Origin of the sequence: Alitabrizicola rongguiensis, from assembly GCF_021491355.1 — a bacterium.
Lineage (GTDB): Bacteria > Pseudomonadota > Alphaproteobacteria > Rhodobacterales > Rhodobacteraceae > Aliitabrizicola > Aliitabrizicola rongguiensis.
The window spans coordinates 200,313-219,537 of the sequence record NZ_JAKENF010000005.1; the positions used below are offsets into that span (position 1 = coordinate 200,313).

Annotated in this window: 17 protein-coding genes; 5 read left to right on the forward strand and 12 right to left on the reverse strand. The window is 67.5% G+C overall.

Annotated features, from left to right (window positions below; translation table 11 throughout):
- Window positions 1-67: 67 nt before the first annotated feature.
- Entirely contained in the window at window positions 68-2,146 is a 2,079-nt protein-coding gene (locus tag L0V05_RS19260; RefSeq protein WP_234873121.1) for a ComEC/Rec2 family competence protein, read from the forward strand.
- Here L0V05_RS19260 and lexA read toward each other — a convergent pair.
- The 6 genes from lexA to L0V05_RS19290 all read right to left on the reverse strand — a co-directional run bounded on the left by lexA (window position 2,140) and on the right by L0V05_RS19290 (window position 7,092).
- Window positions 2,140-2,838 carry a transcriptional repressor LexA gene (gene lexA / locus L0V05_RS19265; RefSeq protein ID WP_234873122.1) on the reverse strand — a complete coding sequence of 233 codons (699 nt, stop codon included), beginning with the start codon at window positions 2,836-2,838 and terminating at the stop codon, window positions 2,140-2,142. The genes L0V05_RS19260 and lexA overlap by 7 nt on opposite strands.
- Window positions 2,839-2,930: 92 nt before the next feature.
- On the reverse strand, window positions 2,931-4,106 hold the full coding sequence (locus L0V05_RS19270) for a molybdopterin molybdotransferase MoeA (RefSeq protein WP_234873123.1): 1,176 nt from the start codon (window positions 4,104-4,106) through the stop codon (window positions 2,931-2,933).
- Window positions 4,103-4,588, reverse strand: a complete 486-nt coding sequence (moaC, locus tag L0V05_RS19275; protein ID WP_234873124.1) for a cyclic pyranopterin monophosphate synthase MoaC — start codon at window positions 4,586-4,588, stop codon at window positions 4,103-4,105. The genes L0V05_RS19270 and moaC overlap by 4 nt, the downstream gene beginning before the upstream one ends.
- Window positions 4,588-5,400, reverse strand: coding sequence for an indole-3-glycerol phosphate synthase TrpC (gene trpC, locus L0V05_RS19280; RefSeq protein WP_234873125.1), 813 nt, complete (start codon window positions 5,398-5,400; stop codon window positions 4,588-4,590). The genes moaC and trpC overlap by 1 nt, the downstream gene beginning before the upstream one ends.
- A 91-nt stretch (window positions 5,401-5,491) precedes the next feature.
- Entirely contained in the window at window positions 5,492-6,508 is a 1,017-nt protein-coding gene (trpD, locus tag L0V05_RS19285) for an anthranilate phosphoribosyltransferase (RefSeq protein WP_234873126.1), read from the reverse strand.
- Window positions 6,505-7,092, reverse strand: a complete 588-nt coding sequence (locus tag L0V05_RS19290; RefSeq protein WP_234873127.1) for an anthranilate synthase component II — start codon at window positions 7,090-7,092, stop codon at window positions 6,505-6,507. The genes trpD and L0V05_RS19290 overlap by 4 nt, the downstream gene beginning before the upstream one ends.
- A 160-nt stretch (window positions 7,093-7,252) precedes the next feature.
- Between L0V05_RS19290 and L0V05_RS19295 the strand changes: the two genes are divergently transcribed.
- Both L0V05_RS19295 and L0V05_RS19300 read left to right on the forward strand, forming a co-directional pair.
- Window positions 7,253-8,860 carry a divergent polysaccharide deacetylase family protein gene (locus L0V05_RS19295; protein ID WP_234873128.1) on the forward strand — a complete coding sequence of 536 codons (1,608 nt, stop codon included), beginning with the start codon at window positions 7,253-7,255 and terminating at the stop codon, window positions 8,858-8,860.
- A 14-nt stretch (window positions 8,861-8,874) separates the two neighbouring features.
- Window positions 8,875-9,753 carry an alpha/beta hydrolase gene (locus L0V05_RS19300; RefSeq protein WP_234873129.1) on the forward strand — a complete coding sequence of 293 codons (879 nt, stop codon included), beginning with the start codon at window positions 8,875-8,877 and terminating at the stop codon, window positions 9,751-9,753.
- A gap of 170 nt (window positions 9,754-9,923) precedes the next feature.
- On the opposite strand, the gene hutU is transcribed toward L0V05_RS19300, so the two are convergent.
- The 3 genes from hutU to hutI form a co-directional block, all read right to left on the reverse strand.
- On the reverse strand, window positions 9,924-11,609 hold the full coding sequence (gene hutU / locus L0V05_RS19305) for a urocanate hydratase (protein ID WP_234873130.1): 1,686 nt from the start codon (window positions 11,607-11,609) through the stop codon (window positions 9,924-9,926).
- Between the two features lie 65 nt (window positions 11,610-11,674).
- On the reverse strand, window positions 11,675-13,210 hold the full coding sequence (gene hutH / locus L0V05_RS19310) for a histidine ammonia-lyase (RefSeq protein WP_234873131.1): 1,536 nt from the start codon (window positions 13,208-13,210) through the stop codon (window positions 11,675-11,677).
- Complete coding sequence (gene hutI, locus L0V05_RS19315; RefSeq protein WP_234873132.1) at window positions 13,200-14,399, reverse strand: imidazolonepropionase; 1,200 nt, start codon at window positions 14,397-14,399, stop codon at window positions 13,200-13,202. The genes hutH and hutI overlap by 11 nt, the downstream gene beginning before the upstream one ends.
- 72 nt (window positions 14,400-14,471) lie before the next feature.
- On the opposite strand from hutI, the gene L0V05_RS19320 reads away from it, so the two are divergent.
- Window positions 14,472-15,824: a formimidoylglutamate deiminase gene (locus L0V05_RS19320; protein WP_234873133.1), complete on the forward strand. Its 1,353-nt coding sequence runs from the start codon at window positions 14,472-14,474 to the stop codon at window positions 15,822-15,824.
- Window positions 15,824-16,513, forward strand: a complete 690-nt coding sequence (hutC, locus tag L0V05_RS19325; protein WP_234873134.1) for a histidine utilization transcriptional repressor HutC — start codon at window positions 15,824-15,826, stop codon at window positions 16,511-16,513. Before L0V05_RS19320 ends, hutC begins: the two co-directional genes overlap by 1 nt.
- Window positions 16,514-16,637: 124 nt before the next feature.
- Here the strand turns inward: hutC and L0V05_RS19330 are convergent, their stop codons facing one another.
- The 3 genes from L0V05_RS19330 to L0V05_RS19340 all read right to left on the reverse strand — a co-directional run bounded on the left by L0V05_RS19330 (window position 16,638) and on the right by L0V05_RS19340 (window position 19,223).
- A complete protein-coding gene (locus tag L0V05_RS19330; RefSeq protein ID WP_234873135.1) occupies window positions 16,638-17,132 on the reverse strand; it encodes a prepilin peptidase in 495 nt (164 codons plus the stop codon).
- On the reverse strand, window positions 17,125-17,805 hold the full coding sequence (locus L0V05_RS19335; RefSeq protein WP_234873136.1) for a helix-turn-helix transcriptional regulator: 681 nt from the start codon (window positions 17,803-17,805) through the stop codon (window positions 17,125-17,127). Before L0V05_RS19335 ends, L0V05_RS19330 begins: the two co-directional genes overlap by 8 nt.
- Window positions 17,806-18,221: 416 nt before the next feature.
- The gene (locus tag L0V05_RS19340; protein WP_234873137.1) at window positions 18,222-19,223 is read right to left on the reverse strand and encodes a type II secretion system F family protein; all 1,002 of its coding nucleotides are present in this window, start codon (window positions 19,221-19,223) and stop codon (window positions 18,222-18,224) included.
- Window positions 19,224-19,225 lie beyond the last annotated feature (2 nt).

Consider the following 19,225-nt stretch of genomic DNA (forward strand, 5'->3'; position numbering starts at 1 on the left):
AACTGGGCAGAATTGCCGCCTGTCTAGGCAATCACGCGAAAAGTGACAAGCACGGGAACCCGGCCGCATGGGGCGTCTTGGTCATCCATTCACGGCGCTCGCGGCGGCGCGCGGTACGTTGTTCCCCTTTGCCCCGGTCCTGATCTCCTGCGGGATCGGCCTGTGGTTCCAGCTTGGATGGGAGCCGGGCCCGATCTTCTATGCGGTGTTGGGCGTCCTGACGCTTGCCTTCGGCGTGGCCGCATTCCGGGCCCCGGAGCTCCTACAGGTGCCTTTCTGGGCCGCCGTCTGCCTTTGCCTTGGCCTCTTGGCCTGCGGGCTTCGACTGACCCTCGTCGCCGCTCCAGTCCTGGAGTTCCGCTACTATGGCCCTGTCCAGGGCCGGGTGGTCGAGATCGACCGGTCCGACTCCGACTTTCCCCGCGTCACTCTTGACCGGGTGGTGCTGTCCCGGGTCGATCCCGACCGGACACCGCAGACCGTTCGCGTGACGCTGCGCTGGACTGGCCCGCAAACCGAGCCGCGGCCCGGCCTGACAGTGATCGTGACCGCGAACCTGTCGCCGCCCCCTGGCCCGGCCGAGCCGGGTGGCTTCGATTTCCGCCGGATGGCCTATTTCGAAGGGCTGGGTGCGGTCGGGTCCAGCCGCTCACCGCTTCTCGCGCTAGAGCCTGCGGCACCGGGTGAGGAATGGGTCAATCGCCTGCGCGCCCATCTGTCCGGTGCCATCATGGCGCGCATTCCCGGTCAGGCCGGGGCCTTCGCGTCCGGGGCGGTCACCGGCGATCGGTCCGAGATTGCGCAGGTGACGGTCGAGGACCTTCGAGCATCGAACCTGTCGCATCTGCTGGCGATTTCGGGGATGAACATGGCCTTCCTGACAGGCTTTGTCTTCGCGCTGGTCCGCTATGGCATCGCCCTCGTGCCACCCGTGGCCCTGCGGGTGAATTCGAAGAAGGTCGCAGCGGTGGTGGCTCTGGCCGTTTCCGCTTTCTACCTCGCGCTGTCGGGAGCCAATGTGGCAACCGAGCGTGCCTTTGTCATGGTGGCGGTGATGCTGGTGGCGGTGTTGGCCGACCGGCGCGCCTTCACGCTGCGCGCCGTGGCGCTGGCAGCGACGTTGCTGCTTCTCTGGCAGCCAGACAGCCTGTTGGCGCCGGGGTTCCAGATGTCCTTTGCCGCGACCATCGCGCTTGTTGCGGGGTTCGATGCGTTGCGGTCCTGGCCTCGGCTCCTGACCCTGCCAAGGTGGGGCCGGGTCGTGATGGTCGCAGTCCTGTCCACCGTCATCGCGGGCTTGGCCACAGCCCCGCTCGGGGCCGGGCATTTCAACCGCTTCACGGACTACGGGATGATCGCCAACCTGCTGACCGTCCCGGTGATGGGGATGCTGATCATGCCGGGCGCGGTGATCGCCGCGCTGCTTGCCCCGTTCGGCCTTGCCGCGCCCGGTCTCTGGGCGATGGAGGTTGGCGCGCGCTGGATTCTTGCCGTCGCACATCTGGTCGCGGGGTGGGAGGGGGCGGTTACGGGCATTCCTGCGCCCGTGCCGGCGGTTCTGCCGACAATGGCGCTTGGGGCGTTGTGGCTCGTGATCTGGCAGGGGCGCGCCCGGTGGATAGGCATCGCCCCGATACTGGCTGCGATCCTGCTGTGGGGGATCGTGCCGCGCGCGGATCTGCTCGTCAGTGCCGATGGCGGGCTGGCGGGCATCCTTGGGCCACAGGGCAGGGCGCTGTCGACCGCAACGGGGGCGGGGTTCGCGGCGGCGGACTGGCTCGAAAATGATGGCGATCTTGCCGATCAAGAAGAGGCGGCGCGCCGCGAGGGTTTCACCGGCCCGCCGGCGCGCCGCCGCTTCCGGCTTGGGCAGTGGCGCGGGATCGTGCTTAAAGGGAAGGGAGCGCTGTCAACGCTCGGGCCAGCCTGCCGCGAGAACGATCTGGTAATCCTTGCCGCCGACCTTGCCGACCTGCCAGAGGGGTGCACGGTGATCGATCGGGCCGAACTGGCCCTGAGCGGCGCGATCGCCGGCTGGCTGGAGCCCGACGGCGCGTTGCGTCTTGTCCCTGCAAACCGTGCCACCCGCGCCTGGACCGGACAGGCCAAGGCGCAGCCGGTGATCGTACTGCCGCCGCCTCAGTAGTTGCGGATCAGCCCGACGAGCCGGCCCTGGACGCGCACCAGGTGATCGGGGAACATCCGCGTCTCATAGGCAGGGTTTGCGGCTTCAAGAGCGATCATGTTGCCCTTGCGGCGGAAGCGTTTCAGCGTCGCTTCCTGTTCCTCGACCAGCGCCACGACGATGTCGCCATTCTCGGCGGTGGACTGTTCGCGGATCACCACGATGTCGCCGTCATTGATCCCGGCCTCGATCATCGAGTCGCCCTTGACCTCCAGCGCGTAATGCTGGCCTCGCCCCGATAACATCGAGCCCGGAACGGCGACATGGTGCGAGATGTGCTGGATCGCCTCGATCGGCACGCCGGCGGCGATGCGCCCCATGACCGGCAGTTCCATCGCGTGGATCGCCTCGACCGGGATGGCGTTCTTCGGCGGAACGGGAGGTGCGGCGGGTCGGTCGCCCTGAATGACCTTGGGCGAGAAACCGGGCCGTTCCATTGCCTCTGGCAGCTTCAGGATTTCCAGCGCCCGGGCCCGGTGGGGCAGGCGGCGGATGAAGCCGCGCTCCTCGAGGGCGGTGATGAGACGGTGGATGCCGGATTTCGATTTGAGATCCAGCGCCTCCTTCATTTCGTCGAAAGATGGAGGGACGCCATCGGCATCCATGCGGGTGCGGATGAAATCCAGAAGTTCCAGTTGCTTGCGGGTCAGCATCGGGCGCGATCCTCGGTCTGGCGGCGCAGATTGGTTCCTGACATGTTCTGCCCGTGTTCCCGGTTTGTGTCAACACATTCCGTGGAATGGGGTCAGATCGGCAGGTAGTTCACCTCGATGCCGGGGCCGCGAGGGCCGTCTCCGATGGGCCGGACAAGGAGCGCGTCGGCCTGCGACAGGATCGACAGAAGGGCCGAGTCCTGCCGGTCAAACGGGGTAACGATCGGCAGGCCGGGGCCGGAGGAAAGACGCGCCCGCATGTAGTGGGCCCGGTTGCCGTTTGCGCCGACCTCGGCGCCAAGCGTGGCGCGTCGCAGGGGATGGGCCGTCGGCAGGCCCAGCATCGCCCGGATCAGCGGCAGCATGAACAGGTGGCCGCAGACGATGGACGAGACCGGATTGCCCGGCAGGCCTAGCATTGCCGCCCCCATGAGCCGCCCCGCCATCAGAGGTTTGCCGGGCCGCATCGCGACCTTGTAGAAAGCCCGCTCCAGCCCAAGATCGCCCGCAACCTTGCCGACCAGATCATGATCCCCGACCGAGGCGCCGCCGATGGTGACGATCAGGTCGGCGCCCTCGGCCAGCCCGAAGACGGTGGCGAGGTCGGCCTCAGTGTCGCGCGCGATGGGCAACATGCGAACCTCGGCACCCTCGGCCTCGGCCATCGCTCTCAACGCGTAGCCGTTCGAGGCGATGATCTGGTCGGGGCGTAGGGCCTCGCCCGGCATCACCAGCTCGTCACCGGTGGCGATCAGGGCGACGACCGGTCGGCGGCGAACGGCAACGCGGTCAATGTTCATTGCGGCAAGAAGCGCAAGGTCGGCAGGGCGCAGCCGTCTGGGCGACAGGCTGTCGCCCAGACGAAAATCCTGGCCCGCCGGGCGAATGTTGGTCGAGCCGTCGAGGCCGTGGCCAAGCAGGATCGTGGACCCTTCCGCTGTCACATCCTCCTGGATCACGACGCGGGTCGCCCCTTCGGGCACCGGTGCGCCGGTGAAGATGCGCACGGCCTCGCCGGACTCGACCCGGCCGGCAAAGGCGTGGCCGGCAGCCGAAATGCCGGTCACGGCAAGGCGGTCGCCCGGGTGCACCGGGTCGGCGACCGCATAGCCATCCATTGCCGAGGCATCGAAAGGCGGCTGGGTCAATCGGGCAATCGCGGCTTCGGCCATCACGCGTCCCGATGCGGCGGCAAGCGGGACGGTCTCGCAGGGCAATGTCGGGGCGAGGGCGGTCACACGTGCCAGCGCCTCTTCGACAGAAATCATCGCTTCGCCTCGTAACGACCTGATTTACCGCCATCTTTCAGGATCACCTCGATGCCGAGGATCTCCATCGCCTTGTCCACGGCCTTGACCATGTCATAGACGGTCAGCGCGGCCACGCTGACGGCGGTCAGCGCCTCCATCTCGACCCCGGTCTGGCCGGTGGTCTTGACGGTGGCCTCGATCCGGATGCCGGGAAGATCGGGATCCGGGGTCAGGTCGATGGCGACCTTTGCGAGAGGCAGGGGGTGGCAGAGCGGGATCAGGTCGGCGGTCCTCTTCGCCCCCATTATGCCGGCAAGCCTAGCAACGCCGAGGACATCGCCCTTTTTCGCGCGGCCTTCAGTGATGAGCGCCAGCGTCTCGGGCAACATCCGCACCGCGCCGCGCGCCACCGCGATGCGGTCGGTCACGGCCTTTTCCGAAACATCGACCATGTGGGCTCGACCCTCGGCATCGAAATGGGTAAGGCCCTTGCCGCCCATCAGAGCCCGCCCTGGGCCGTGCGCGGATTGGCGAGGATGGCCCGCGTCGCGGCCTCGACGTCGGGCTGGCGCATCAGGCTTTCGCCGATCAGGAAGCAGCGGGCGCCGTAACGGGCCATGTCCGCCAGATCCTCGGGGGTGTAAAGCCCGCTCTCCGAAACGATCATCCGGTCCTCGGGCACGCGCCGCGCAAGTTTCCGCGTCGTGTCAAGCGTGACCTCGAAGGTATGGAGGTTGCGGTTGTTGATGCCGATCAGCGGCGAGCGCAGGCGTGCCGCCCGTTCGAGTTCGGCCTCGTCATGGACCTCGATCAGCACGTCCATGTTCCAGTGGACGGCTGCGTCCTCGAGTTCGGCGGCCTGCGCGTCGGAGAGCGAAGCCATGATGATGAGGATGCAGTCGGCGCCGAGGGCGCGCGATTCCACCACCTGCCAGGGATCGTAGAGGAAGTCCTTGCGCAGGCAGGGCAGGCGGGTCGCCGAACGGGCGGCGACGAGGTAGCTGTCATCGCCCTGGAAGGAGGGACCGTCGGTCAGGACCGAAAGGCAGGACGCCCCGCCCCGCTCATAGGCGCGGGCCAGCTCCGGCGGGTCGAAGTCGGCCCGGATCAGGCCCTTGGAGGGGCTTGCCTTCTTGATCTCGGCGATCAGGCCGTATCCCGATCCCGCAGCGTCGCGCAGGGCAGCGGCGAAGCCGCGCGTGGGATCAGCATCGCGCGCCGCCTCTTCGACCATGGCCAGTGGCCTCTCCGCTTTCCGGCGGGAGACATCTTCGAGTTTGTAGGCCTTGATCCTGTCGAGAATGGTCGCCATGCGAGTGTCTTTTCCCCAAACGATTTTTCTGCGAAAAATCGGTAACTCAGCTTCGGCCTGATTTTTCGCAGAAAAATCGTGGGCGCAAGGGTCAGGCTGCAGTTGTTATCCGGGCCACAGCGGCCACTTTCGCCCGCGCAGCCCCGCTGTCGAGGCTCTCGCGTGCGAGTTCCACGCCCTCGCGCAGGGTCGCCGCCTTCTCCGCAACGATCAGAGCTGCCGCCGCATTCAGAAGGACCGCGTCCCGATAGGCCCCGGTTGCGCCATCGAGCAAAGCCCGCAGCGCCGCGGCATTCTCGGCGGGTGTGCCCCCGAGAATGGCTTCGAATGGATGGGCGGGCAGGCCTGCTTCCTCAGGATGCAGGTCGAACTCGCGGATCGCGCCGTTCTCCAGCGCCGCGACCCGGGTCGGCAGGGCGATCGAGATCTCGTCCGTCCCGTCGCCGCCATGGACGAGCCATGCCCGCTCGGCACCAAGGGCCAACAGCGTTTCGGCCATCGGGCGGATCAGCGCGGGCGAGAAGGTACCGGTCAGCTGCCGCTTCACCCCGGCGGGGTTGGTCAGCGGCCCGAGGATGTTGAAGATCGTCCGCGTGCCGAGCTCGGCGCGCACCGGGCCGACATGGCGCATCGCCGGATGGTGCATCGGCGCCATCATGAAGCCGATCCCGGCCTCGGACAGAGCCCGCTCGACCACGTCCGGCCCGACCATGACATTGATGCCCAGCTCGGTCAGCGCATCCGCCGCGCCGGACTTGGAGGACAGGTTGCGGTTGCCATGCTTGGCCACCACCACGCCGGCGCCGGCCACGACGAAGGCGGTCGCGGTCGAGATGTTCAGCGTGCCCTTGCCATCGCCGCCGGTTCCGACGATGTCCATCGCGCCGTCCGGCGCCCGGACCTTGTGGCATTTCGCGCGCATGACCGTGGCGGCGGCGGCATATTCCTCGACCGTTTCGCCTCGGGCACGCAGCGCCATCAGGAAGCCACCGGTCTGGGCCGGGGTCGCCTCGCCCTCGAAAAGCGCTTCAAAGGCGGTCTCGGCCTCGGCGCGGGTCAGGGGCCGGGTCGCCGCCAGCCCGATCAACGGTTTCAGGCGGTCGCTCATGCCGGGACCGCGTCCCGCGCCATCTCGAGGAAGTTGCGCAGCAACTGGTGGCCATGCTCCGAGGCGATGCTTTCGGGATGGAACTGCACGCCCTCGATCGGGCGGTCCTTGTGACGCAGGCCCATGATCGTGCCGTCCTCGAGCCAGGCGGTGACCTCGAGGCAGTCCGGCAGCGTCTCGCGCTCGACGATCAGCGAATGGTAGCGGGTGGCGAGGAAGGGCGAGGGCAGGCCGCGGAATACGCCTTTGCCTTCGTGATACATGGTCCCCATCTTGCCGTGTACGATCTCGTGGCAGCGGATGACATGGCCGCCGAAGGCTTCGCCGATGGTCTGGTGGCCAAGGCAGACGCCAAGCAGAGGGATGCGCGCCTCGGCCGCCGCCGTGGTCAGCGGCAGGCAGATGCCGGCCTGGGCCGGATCGCAGGGGCCGGGAGACAGCACGATCGAGGACGGGCGCAGCGCCATCGCCTGCTGCACGTCGAGCGCATCGTTGCGCACGACCTTCACCTCGGCCCCCAGTTCGCCCAGGTAATGGACGAGGTTGTAGGTGAAACTGTCGTAGTTATCGATCAATAGCAGCATGGCCGCAGGCACTTTCGGCTTTTTCGGATGATCCCCGCGCAGGGTCGCGCTATACATGGGCCGAGCCGCCGAGGGGCGTCAAGGCAAAGATGCCGGCCGAAGATGCTGGATCGGGGCCTCCGGGGCGGACGGGGCAGGGTGGCAATACAGGGGGTAGCAGTTGCGCGGTTTCGCATCAGGTGTGATCTGGGGCGCCGTCGTGGGTGCGCTCGGTCTGGTGGTTTCGTCCGAAATGGCGCCCATGCCGGGGACGCCGGTCGCCGCAACCCAGCCGGCGCCTGCGGAACCTTCGGCGGTCGAGCCGGCAGCACCCGAACCTACGGCAGCCGAGCCCCCCGCTGCCGAGGCTCAAGCGACTGGGCAGGCCAGTTCCGGACAGGATGCGACGACCGGGCAGACTGTCTCGACAGAGGAAACCCCGACCGCCACGGAGCCTGTGGCGCCACAGGCCAGTTCGCAGGACGTCGAGACCGCCGCGGCGCAGGACAGTCTGGAGGTACCCTCCGGATCGGAATTCAACCGTCCACCAGCCGAGATCACCCCGGCACTGCCTGAACAATCCAACGCTCCGGCCCAGGAAAACGTACCGGCGGTGGTCGGTACGACCGATGTTCCCACGCCGCCCGCCGCCGATACCGCGAGCGCGGGCCTGCCCGAACCTTCGCTGGAAGGGCCGTCGGCGCCGTCCGCCCCCGTTGGCGAAGACAGTGCCCCGGAATTGGCAATGGTGGCGCCCCCGGCGGCTCCCGGTGCGAGCCCCGATCTGGCCGCACCGGCAGCAGAGACGAGCCCGGAAGCCGCCGACCTGCCACCGCCGCCGCCGTTGACCCCAGAGGAAGAGGCGCTGGCCAAGACCGCCCCGGCAACCGAGGACGCCGGGCAAGGTGACGCCGCCTTGCCGCGCATCATCTCGCCCGGACAGGACGGGCCGGAGTCCGGGGCGAATATGGTCGAGACCACGGACCAGGCGCCAGAGCCGGCCAAGCCGAAGACCGGTTTCGAAAACGAGGTGCCCGGAGTGAAGGTCGGTGCCTTGCCGCAGATCGGTGTCGAGCCGAAGGCGGAGGAAGAGACTGACATGGCGGCGGCGCCCGAGACACCGCTTACCCGCAATTCCGTGGACTTCGCCAATCTCGACGGCAAACCTGCCTTCGCCATCATCCTTGTCGATGACGGCAGCCCGACGCTGGATCGTGCCGCGTTGGCCGCTCTGCCGATCCCGGTGACCTTCGCGCTGGATCCGATGCTCCCCGACAGCGGCAAGATCGCCGAGACCTACCGCAAGGCGGGGCATGAGGTGGTGGTGCTGGCAACCGGAATTCCGAAAGGGGCAACCGCATCGGATCTCGAGGTGACCTTCGCCGCCCATGATGCTGCTGTGCCGCAGGCCGTTGCTGTCCTCGACCTGCCCGAGAATGGGTTCCAGTCGGACCGGACGCTCTCTGCTGATGTGGTCGGGATCGTCGGGGCAAGCGGTCGCGGTATCCTGACCTATGACGCGGGTCTCGATTCCGCGGCGCAGGTGGCCAGCCGGGATCAGGTTCCGGCCGCGCGCATCTTCCGCAAGCTCGATGCGCAGGGCGAATCCGCGCCGACCATCCGCCGCTATCTCGACCGGGCCGCCTTCAAGGCGGCGCAGGAGGGCAGCGTGACCGTCATCGGCTCGGCCAAGCCCGAGACCGTGGCGACGATCCTTGCCTGGACGGTCGAGGGGCGCGCCTCGCAGGTGGCGCTGGCGCCGGTCTCGGCGGTCTTGACGACCAAATAAGAAAGGGCGGGCGCATGGCGGATATCGACGAACTGCGCGCCCTGCTTCACGCCAAGCCCCGCCCGGTCGGGTGGGACGAACGCCGCGCCCGGATGGACGAGGTCTGCACCGCCGATGGGGTGCCGGAGGGCGTGAGTTTCTCGGCCGTCATGGCGGCAGGGCGACCCGCGGAATGGTCTGCCACGCTGGAGAGCCGGGCCGACCGTGTTGTCCTTTACCTGCACGGTGGCGGCTATTGCTCGGGCTCCATCGCCAGCCATCGCACGGTTGCCGGCGGCATCGCGAAAGCGGCGCGGGTGCGGACGCTGGCGCTCGGCTTCCGGCTCGCGCCGGAGCATCCCTATCCGGCCGCGCTGGAGGATGCTCTTGGCGCATGGGGCTGGCTGCGGGCGCAGGGGATCGCGGCTGAACGCATCTGCGTGGCGGGCGACAGCGCCGGCGGGGGCCTGTCGCTGGCGCTGATGATGACGCTGCGGGCGCGGGGCGAGGCGCTGCCGGGCTGCGCCTGGCTCTTGTCGCCCTGGACGGACCTTACGATGAGCGGCGAGAGCATGAGTGAGGAGGATGCGGTCGATCCGCTGATCCACAAGGCCTATCTGGAAAGCCTCGCCGAGGCCTATCTGGCGGGGCATGACCCGCGCGATCCGCTGGTGTCGCCGCTCTTCGGCGATATGGCGGGTCTGCCGCCGACCTTGATCCAGGTCGGGTCGGACGAAACGCTGCTCGACGACTCGCTTCGGCTGGCGCGGAAGATGGGTGTTGCCCATGTGGCGGTGACGCTGCAGGTCTATCCGCGGATGATCCATGCCTTTCCGGTCTGGCAGAAGCGGCTGGCCGAGGGCCGGCGGGCGATTGCGCAGGCGGCGGCGTTTCTGGAGGAACGGCTGGGGTAGGGCTTTTGGGGGCGCGACGCCCGATCCCCAGCCGGATTTGTCCCGAGGCGGGCGTGGCCGGATTGGGAAACGCTTCCAGTTTGGAAGGCCCCTTGTCGGCGGACTTGCGCCCTTCGGCAACGGACCGGGAAACTCTCCACCGGAGAGTTTCCCGGTCCGGCGAAGGCTCCTCAGTTCCCGAGGATCCCCGGCAAGCGCAGGCCGTGTTCGCGGGCGCAGTCCTTGGCGATGTCATAGCCTGCATCGGCATGGCGCATGACGCCGGTCGCCGGGTCGTTCCAGAGCACGTTCGACAGCCGCCGCGCGGCGTCATCGGTGCCGTCGGCGACCACGACCATGCCGGAATGCTGGCTGAAGCCCATGCCCACGCCGCCGCCGTGATGGAGCGAGACCCAGGTGGCACCACTTGCGGTGTTCAGGAGCGCGTTCAGGAGCGGCCAGTCGGAGACGGCGTCCGAGCCGTCCTTCATCGCCTCGGTCTCGCGGTTGGGCGAGGCGACCGATCCACTGTCGAGATGGTCGCGGCCGATGACGATCGGGGCCTTCAGCTCGCCCGACTTCACCATCTCGTTGAACATCAGCCCCGCCCGGTGCCGGTCGCCGAGGCCGATCCAGCAGATGCGCGCGGGCAGGCCCTGGAAGGCGATCCGCTCCTGCGCCATGTCGAGCCAGCGGTGCAGGTGGTGGTTCTCGGGGAAGAGCTTCTTCATCGCCGCATCGGTCTTGTGGATGTCCGACGGATCGCCCGACAGCGCACACCAGCGGAAGGGGCCGATGCCTTTGCAGAAGAGCGGGCGGATATAGGCCGGCACGAAGCCCGGGAAGGCGAAGGCATTCTCCAGCCCCTCGTCCTGGGCGACCTGGCGGATGTTGTTGCCATAGTCGAGCGTCGGCACGCCGGCATTCCAGAAGTCGACCATCGCCGCGACATGGGTCTTCATGCTGGCGCGCGCGGCCTTCTCTACGGCGTGCGGATCGCTTTCCTGCTTGGCCCGCCATTCCGCGACCGTCCAGCCCGCCGGGCAATAGCCGTGCAGCGGGTCATGGGCCGAGGTCTGGTCGGTGACGATGTCGGGGCGATGACCGCCGGATTTCATCCGCTTGACCAGTTCGGGGAAGATCTCGGCCGCATTGCCGAGCAGGCCGACAGACTTTGCCTCGCCCTTCGCCGTCCAGTCGTCGATGAGCGCCAGCGCCTCGTCCAGCGTCTTCGCTTTGGCGTCGAGGTAGCGGGTGCGGATGCGGAAATCGATGCGGGTCTCGTCGACCTCGACGGCGAGGCAGCAGGCCCCGGCCATGACCGCGGCCAGCGGCTGCGCGCCGCCCATGCCGCCAAGGCCGCCGGTCAGGATCCACTTGCCCTTGAGGTTGCCGTCATAGTGCTGGCGGCCGGCTTCGGCGAAGGTCTCGTAGGTGCCCTGCACGATGCCTTGCGTGCCGATATAGATCCAGGACCCGGCGGTCATCTGACCGTACATGGCGAGGCCCTTCTTGTCCAACTCGTTGAAATGGTCCCAGGTCGCCCAGTGCGGCACGAGGTTCGAGTTGGCGATCAGCACGCGCGGCGCGTCCTTGTGGGTGCGGAACACGCCCACGGGCTTGCCGGACTGGACGAGCAGCGTCTCGTCGTCGTTCAGCGTCTTGAGCGTGGCGACGATGCGGTCGAAATCCTCCCAGGTGCGGGCGGCGCGGCCGATGCCGCCATAGACAACCAGCTCGTGAGGGTTCTCGGCGACGTCGGGGTGGAGATTGTTCATCAGCATCCGCATCGGTGCCTCGGTCAGCCAGCTTTTCGCGGTGATCTCGGTGCCGGTCGCGGGGAAGACGTCGCGCATGTTGTGACGGGGATTGGTCATGATCGGGCTCCGGGTTGGCGGAGGCCCCCGGGGGCTTTGCGCCCCCGGACCCCCGCAGGATATTTTCAGAACGGAAGAAGGGGCAGGTCGGTCTTGGCGGCCCCGGCCAGCGCGCCGCTGGCGATCAGCGTCGCGGCGGCCTCGAGATCGGGGGCGAGGTAGCGGTCTTCGCCGAGCGTCGCCACGTCTTGGCGAAGCCGGGCGATCACGCGGGCGAGGGGGGCGGAGGTGGCGAGCGGCGCGCGGAACTCGATGCCCTGCGCGGCGCAGAGTGCCTCGACCCCGAGGATATGGGCGAGGTTCGCGTTCATCCGGGTCAGGCGGCGCGCGCCATGGGCGGCCATCGAAACGTGATCCTCCTGGTTGGCCGAGGTCGGCGTGGAGTCGATCACCGTCGGATGGGCGAGGTGCTTGTTCTCGCTCATCAGGGCGGCGGTCGTGACCTCGGCGATCATCAGGCCGGAGTTCAGGCCCGGGTTCGGGGTCAGGAAGGGCGGCAGGTCGAAGCTGAGCGTCGGATCGACCATCAGCGCCACGCGGCGCTGCGCGATGGCGCCGATCTCGCTGATCGCAAGCGCGATCATGTCGGCGGCGAAGCCAACGGGTTCGGCATGGAAGTTGCCGCCCGAGACGATGCCGCCCGAGGTGAGGACGAGCGGGTTGTCGGTGGCGGCGTTCGCCTCGGTCTGGAGCGTGCGGGCTGCCATGCGCAACACGTCCATCGCCGCGCCGGTGACCTGCGGCTGGCAGCGGATGCAGTAGGGGTCCTGCACTCGGGTATCGCCCTCGCGGTGGCTTTCGCGGATGACCGAGCCGTCGAGAAGCGCGCGCATTGCCGCCGCCGCTTCGATCTGGCCGGCATGGCCGCGCAGGTCATGGATTTCCGGTTCCAGGGGCGCGGTCGAGCCCATGATCGCATCGGTCGAGAGGGCCGAGACGACGAGGGCCGATCGCGCAGCATTCCAGGCGTCGAATAGGCCCGCGAGCGCATAGGCGGTGGAGAACTGGGTGCCGTTGATGAGGGCGAGACCTTCCTTCGGGCCGAGGATCACCGGCGACAGCCCGGCGAGGGCCAGGGCCTCGCCGCCGGGAAGGTGGGTTCCGCCGATCTCGGCATGGCCCTCGCCGATCATCACCGCGGCCATGTGGGCGAGGGGGGCGAGATCGCCGCTTGCGCCGACCGAGCCTTGAGCAGGGATGATCGGGGTGACGCCATTGGCGAGCATGCCTTCCAGAAGCTCGATCAGCTCCCACCGGACGCCAGAGGCGCCGCGGCCGAGGGACAGGAGCTTCAGCACCATCATCAGCCGGGCGACGGCGCGCGGCATCGGCTCGCCCACGCCGCAGCAATGGGAAAGGATCAGGTTGCGCTGGAGGGTGGCGGTGTCTTTCGCCGCGATCTTCAGCGAGGCGAGCTTCCCGAAGCCGGTGTTCACGCCATAGACCGGTTCGGTTCCGGCGGCGGCGGCGGCGATGCGGGCCGCGGCGGACTCGACCGGGCCGCGCGCGCCGGCGTCGAGGCGGGCTGCAACCTCCTGCCGGTAGATGCGTTCGAGCTGGGCCAGCGTGGTCGCGCCGGGGATGAGGGTTTCAGCGGTCAATCTGGCCTCCGAAGATGCGGGCGTGAAGGGGCGTGGGGCCGATGCGCCACGAAAGCTCGGCGGGGGTCTTCGCGTCCCAAATGGCGAGGTCGGCGCGCAGGCCGGCGGCCAGGCGCCCCCGGTCGGCGAGGCCGAGGGCACGGGCGGCATGGGCGGTGGCGCCGAGTAGCGCCTCCTCGGGCGTCATGCGGAAGAGGGTGCAGGCCATGTTCATGGCGAGCGTAAGCGAACTCATGGGCGCCGTGCCGGGGTTGCAGTCGGTGGCGACTGCCATCGGGACACCGTGCCGTCTGAGCAGGTCGATCGGTGGCAGCTGCGTCTCGCGCAGCGTGTAGAACGCGCCGGGCAGGATCACGGCGACCGTGCCATGGGCAGCCATGGCGATGACGCCGTCCTCGTCAAGGTATTCGAGGTGGTCGGCGGAGAGGGCACTGAAGCGGGCGGCCAGCGCCGCGCCGCCGAGGTTTGAGAGTTGCTCGGCATGGAGTTTCACCCGCAGGCCGAGGGCCTGCGCCTCGGTGAACAGGCGTTCCACCTGGGCGGGCGAGAAGGCGATGCCCTCACAGAAGGCGTCGACGGCGTCGATCAGGCCTTCGGCTTGGGCCAGCCGTAGCGTCGGGATCGCCACCTCGTCGAGATAGGCATCGGCGCGGCCCTTGTGGTCGGGCGGCACGGCATGGGCGCCGAGATAGGTGGTGACGATGGTCACCGGGCGCAGCTGGCCAAGGCGGCGGGCGGCGCGGAGCATCTTGGTCTCGGTTTCGGCATCGAGGCCATAGCCTGACTTCACTTCGACCGTAGCTACGCCTTCCGCCAGCATCTGGTCGAGCCGCGGCAGGGCGGCGGCCACCAGATCGTCCTCGGAGGCGGCGCGGGTGGCTTTCACCGTGGACAGGATGCCTCCGCCGGCGCGGGCGATCTCTTCGTAGGAGGCGCCGTTCAGCCGCATCTCGAATTCGGTCGCGCGGGTGCCGCCAAAGACGATGTGGGTGTGGCAATCGATCAGGGAAGGGGTCACAAGGCGTCCGCCAAGATCGCGGGCAGGAAAGCCGGCATAGTCGTCGGGCAGGTCGGACCCGGGGCCAATCCATTCGATCCGGTCACCCTCGAGCACCAGCGCGGCATCGGGGATCAGGCCATAGCCGCCCTCCATCGTCGCTGCCGTCGCCCCTGTTAGGAGAATCGCCATTCCGCTTGCCTTATGTCTGAGATTGACGCTATTATGTCTGCACATAATAAGCCCTGTCAAGCGAGGATGCCGATGACCCTGATCCATGCGAAGACCGCCCTTCTACCCGAAGGCTGGGCACGGGATGTGACCGTGGCGCTGGACGGCGGGCGGATCGCCTCGGTGGTGAGTGGTTCGGCGGCAGGGGGTATCGTGGTCGATTGCCTGCTGCCCGCGCCGGTGAACCTGCATTCCCATGCCTTTCAGCGCGCCATGGCCGGCCTTACCGAGACGCGGACGGCCGGACAGGACAGCTTCTGGACCTGGCGCAGCCTGATGTACCGCTTCCTCGAGCGGCTGACGCCCGAGGATGTCGAGGCGATCGCGGCCTTCGTGCAGATGGAAATGGCCGAAGCGGGTTATGCAGCGGTGGCGGAGTTCCACTACCTGCACCATGCGCCGGGTGGGGTGGCCTATGCCAACCGGGCCGAGATGTCGGAGCGGATCGCCATTGCGGCGGCGGAGTCCGGCCTGGGGCTGACGTTGCTGCCAGTGCTCTATCATCAGGGCGGCTGCGACGGACGGGCGCTGGCCGGCGGCCAGTTGCGCTTCGGCAATGACCGCGATGGCTATGCGGACCTGTGGAACGGGGCGGCGAAGGCGCTGGCGCATCTGCCAAGGGATACGCGGCTGGGGGTTGCGCCGCATTCGCTGAGGGCGGTGTCACGCGGGTCGCTCGACTGGGTGGCAGGGATTGCGCCGCAGGCGCCGATCCACCTGCATCTGGCCGAACAGGTGGCCGAGGTCGAGGAGGTGAAGGCCGCCTATGGGGCGCGGCCAGTCGAATGGCTGTTGGCCAATACGGATGTCGATCCGCGCTGGTGCCTGATCCACGCCACCCAGATGGAACCCCACGAGACGACGGGCCTCGCCGCGACTGGGGCGGTGGCGGGGCTGTGCCCGATCACCGAGGCAAACCTTGGCGACGGCATCTTCGATGGCGTTCGCTTCACCCAGGCCGGGGGCCGGTGGGGCGTGGGGTCGGACAGCAATGTCGACATCACTCTGTCCGGCGAGTTGCGGCTGTTCGAGTACTCGCAGCGCCTGCGCGACCGGGGACGCGCCGTGCTGGCAGTGCCAGAGCGCTCGACAGGTCGCGTTCTCTGGGAGGGGGCGGCGCAGGGCGGCGCACAGGCGGCGGGTCGCGAGGCGGGGGAAATCCGTGAGGGGCTTTGGGCGGACCTCGTCGCGCTCGACCTTTCGGCCCCAGATCTTGCGGGGCGGGAGGGCGACACGATCCTCGATGCCTTCATCTTCGGAAAGGGCGCGGTGGCCGAGCTCTGGTCGGCGGGACGACACCTTGTCTCGGGCGGTCGCCATCATCGCCGCGATGCGATCGCGTCGGCTTACGCCCATGCCATGGCCAATCTCCGGGAAGCACTCTGATGCAACCTCAGGGATGGGAGTCGATCCGCGACGAGGTGTCTGCCCGCATCCGCGCGCGCCTCTGGGCGCCGGGCGACACCATTCCGGGCGAGGAGACGCTGGCTCAGGAATTCGGGGTGGCTCGGGCGACGGTGAACCGGGCGATGCGCGAACTTGCCGCGACCGGCGTGATCGAGAGGCGGCGCAAGGCCGGCACGCGCGTGGCACTGCTGCCGGCGCGCCGCGCGCTGCTGGAAATCGCGGTGATCCGGCTGGAGGTCGAAGGGAAGGGGGCGGCCTACAGCCATCAAGTGCTGGAGGATCGCATGGAAGCAGCGCCGCCGCCGGTTGTCGCGCGGCTTGGACTTCCTGCGGGAACTGTCCTGCGGCGGCTTCGGACGCTGCACCTCGCCGACGGTCAGCCCTGGGCTTACGAGGATCGCTGGCTGAACCCCGCGGCGCTTGTGGGCGAGGCGCCGGATTTCACGCAGGTCAGCGCGAATGAGTGGCTTGTGAGCCACGTCCCCTATGCAACGGGTGACATTGCCTTTTCGGCGGAAGGCGCAGAGCCGGACGTGGCGGTTGCCCTGGGCGTGGAAGAAGGGGCGGCGCTTTTCGTGACCGACCGGGCAACCTGGACCGAGGCGCAGCCGATCACCTCTGTCCGGCTTTACCATGCGCCAGGCTACCGGATGCGCAGCGCGCTTTGACGGCATTGCGAAACGTGCGGCGGCATCATGCGCGATACCGGTTGTGCGCGGCGGGGAGCCGCGATTGCAAGCCGAGCCATGGCTCGTCCTGTGCGGACACCGGGACCGGAGGTTCCGGCAGGACCTAGGCGAGAGACGGCAGCGTAACGATCAGGGTATATGCCAGTCCTGCCATGGCGATTGAAATTCCCATCGGAAACCCGCGCTGCTCAGCCAGGCCGAGCCAGCCGATATGGCGCAGCGGGCGGATGGCGCGCAGCAAGGTAAGGCCGACTATGCCGACGGCCAGCGACAGCGCGAAGAGTTGTGCAAAGCCGGCAAGCCCCGAGGCCGGAATGAAGAGTGTCAGGCAGGACAGGATCTTGACGTCACCCCCGCCGATCAGCCCCAAGGCAAAGGCTGCAAATCCCAACAGGAAGACCGAGCCGCCGGCAAGAAGGCGCGGACCCAGATCCTCGGGCGGGGCGATGAGGCAAGCAAGGGCGAAGGTCGCCAGCGCCAGCAGGCTCAGCCAGTTCGGAATCCGCATGTAGCGCAAGTCGAAATAGGCCACTGCACACAGGAGCGGGGCCAGCAGGAAAAGCGGACCAACCGTGGCTAGGGGGAAGGGGTCAAGCATAGCGCAATGTGGCGCTGCCGGTTTCCACGACCCGGGTACCGATCAGCCTGAACAACAGCTCGGCCTGGCTGGCAGTTTGTGTCTTGGCGTAGATGCTGCGCAGATGCGATCGCACAGTCGTTTCCGTGATCCCGAGTTCCGATGCGGCCCCGCGCACCGATAGGCCGCGGCTCAGGCAAAGACAGATCCGGTACTCGCAGCGGCTCAGCCGGGCAGGGTTCATCGGACCAAGGATCGCTGCCGGTGCAGCAGCGCCGCGGGCAGCCGCATCCAGCCGGCGAAACGCGACGTCGCGGGAAATGATGCCGAACTGCCGCGTGGCCCAGGTGCGCGCGACGGTTGGCAAGACGGCGGCCAGCGTCGCATGGACCCTTTCCGACCTTGGATCGCGGAAGTGAAGCTCGATGACATCCCGCTCTGTCGCCCCCGAGGCGAGGACGAGCACGCAGAACTCGCGGAAACCCCGTGCGGTCTGGAATTCGCGCAGAAAGGGATCCGAAGGTTCTGGGGCGTCGGCTTCGTGCCAGATCGTTCCGGCCCGCGCTCCGTCGAGCGCCTGACCGAAGACGGATTCAGCGAGGCTTAGCCGCAAAGGGCGGCCAAAGCTCCGCTCGGCGCCCGGGTCATGTTGTGCGATACGGGTCTGGTGGCCGTCGGTACGACGCGTGCGCATCAGAAGCCCCGCTTCCGCCCCGAGACCTTCGCACAGATCGGCGAAGGCTGCGTCGATGGATGCCGACCCATGCAATGCTTCGCACCAGGTGGCAATTGCCGAGACAATCTGAGCTTGTTGCAGGCCGGCAGCAACTTCGCTGCGAACAGAAGGCCCGATATCACCGTCACTGACCATAATATCACCGTTTGGCCGGCGCGCCCTAGCAACGGCCCTGAAGATGTCGCCCCACACCTTGACGCAGAAACGTCACATTCATGAATGATGATTGCCCAATTTGTGTCAAGATTTTGCCGCAATCTCAGTCGGTTGAGAATGAAAATTCAACCTATGGCAGAAATATTGATTGCGGATCTTATTCAATGGTCCCACGGACCTTCCAATTGTCCAGTTTTCAGATTGCCATCCTGTGTGAACTATCCAGCAAAGAAACGGATGTATCGCAGGGCAACCGGCCCAATCGTTAGAATCAGCAGTGCCGGCAGCATCAGGAAAGCCATTACGGCCGACATCTGGACTGGAAGGCGATTTGCCTTTTCCTGCGCGCGCAATTCGCGGAGCAGGCGCATCTCGTTGGCATAGGTTATAAGAACGCCCGAGATATCGGCGCCGAACTGGATCGATTGAAGGACGACATTGACGAATGACCCGACCTCTTCGACCTGGGTGCGGGCCGCCATGTCCAGCAGTGCACGGTCGCGGTTGCGGCCTGCCTGAATCTCGCGCTGCGTCATGAGGAACTCTTGCGACAGTTCGGGCGCAGCTACCGCCAGTTCGTTCCCGACGCGGATCATCGCCGCGTCGATGCCCAGCCCGGCTTCGACCGAGATCTGCAGAAGGTCGAGCGCGTTGGGAAAGGCCAGGCGGATCGCCTCTCGCCGGGCATTGGCCCTGGCCCGCAGCCAGTAGGCTGGCCCGAAGAACCCGGTCCAGACCAGGATCGCGGTGATCTGGACAAGGTGGAGCTTGGTCAGCGCGTTGACGCGCGTCGCAAGAGGTTCGGGCAGTGTCAGCAGCCCCGCCTGGGCCGCCGCGATCGTGCTGAGGAGCACCAGGGGCAACACGATCCCGAGGCCCAGCCGCAGCAGGTAGTAGTTCCGGACTGCATGGGGACCGTGACGTCCGGCCAGCGCGAGCTGGCGCTGAACCTGCGTGCGTTCCTTTTCGTCAGCGGGGATCAGCGATTTCATCAGGCCGCTCGGGGCCTGCGACATCGGCCGAAGAATGCCGGCCTCGAAGCCGCCATCGCGCGCTCGAGCGCCCTGCGCGGCCAGGCGGCGCAGCACCCGATCGCGCGGTGACAGGGCGGCAGCGATGCCAAGGAAGGCGACAAGCACACCCAGTCCGACGCCATACACGCCGATGTCGGCAGTCGTGATCTGCGACAGGTCTGGTGCGAAGGGCAGATTCTCGAACATGG

Excerpts from the sequence above, each read along its gene's own strand:
- hutU (WP_234873130.1), bottom strand. The coding sequence starts at position 11,609 with ATGACCAATCCCCGTCACAACATGCGCGACGTCTTCCCCGCGACCGGC.
- hutC (WP_234873134.1), top strand. The coding sequence starts at position 15,824 with ATGCAACCTCAGGGATGGGAGTCGATCCGCGACGAGGTGTCTGCCCGC.
- trpD (WP_234873126.1), bottom strand. The coding sequence starts at position 6,508 with ATGAGCGACCGCCTGAAACCGTTGATCGGGCTGGCGGCGACCCGGCCC.
- L0V05_RS19290 (WP_234873127.1), bottom strand. The coding sequence starts at position 7,092 with ATGCTGCTATTGATCGATAACTACGACAGTTTCACCTACAACCTCGTC.
- hutI (WP_234873132.1), bottom strand. The coding sequence starts at position 14,399 with ATGGCGATTCTCCTAACAGGGGCGACGGCAGCGACGATGGAGGGCGGC.
- L0V05_RS19330 (WP_234873135.1), bottom strand. The coding sequence starts at position 17,132 with ATGCTTGACCCCTTCCCCCTAGCCACGGTTGGTCCGCTTTTCCTGCTG.
- moaC (WP_234873124.1), bottom strand. The coding sequence starts at position 4,588 with ATGGGCGGCAAGGGCCTTACCCATTTCGATGCCGAGGGTCGAGCCCAC.
- L0V05_RS19300 (WP_234873129.1), top strand. The coding sequence starts at position 8,875 with ATGGCGGATATCGACGAACTGCGCGCCCTGCTTCACGCCAAGCCCCGC.
- L0V05_RS19260 (WP_234873121.1), top strand. The coding sequence starts at position 68 with ATGGGGCGTCTTGGTCATCCATTCACGGCGCTCGCGGCGGCGCGCGGT.
- L0V05_RS19320 (WP_234873133.1), top strand. The coding sequence starts at position 14,472 with ATGACCCTGATCCATGCGAAGACCGCCCTTCTACCCGAAGGCTGGGCA.
- L0V05_RS19340 (WP_234873137.1), bottom strand. The coding sequence starts at position 19,223 with ATGTTCGAGAATCTGCCCTTCGCACCAGACCTGTCGCAGATCACGACT.
- trpC (WP_234873125.1), bottom strand. The coding sequence starts at position 5,400 with ATGGCGACCATTCTCGACAGGATCAAGGCCTACAAACTCGAAGATGTC.
- lexA (WP_234873122.1), bottom strand. The coding sequence starts at position 2,838 with ATGCTGACCCGCAAGCAACTGGAACTTCTGGATTTCATCCGCACCCGC.
- L0V05_RS19335 (WP_234873136.1), bottom strand. The coding sequence starts at position 17,805 with ATGCGCACGCGTCGTACCGACGGCCACCAGACCCGTATCGCACAACAT.
- L0V05_RS19270 (WP_234873123.1), bottom strand. The coding sequence starts at position 4,106 with ATGATTTCTGTCGAAGAGGCGCTGGCACGTGTGACCGCCCTCGCCCCG.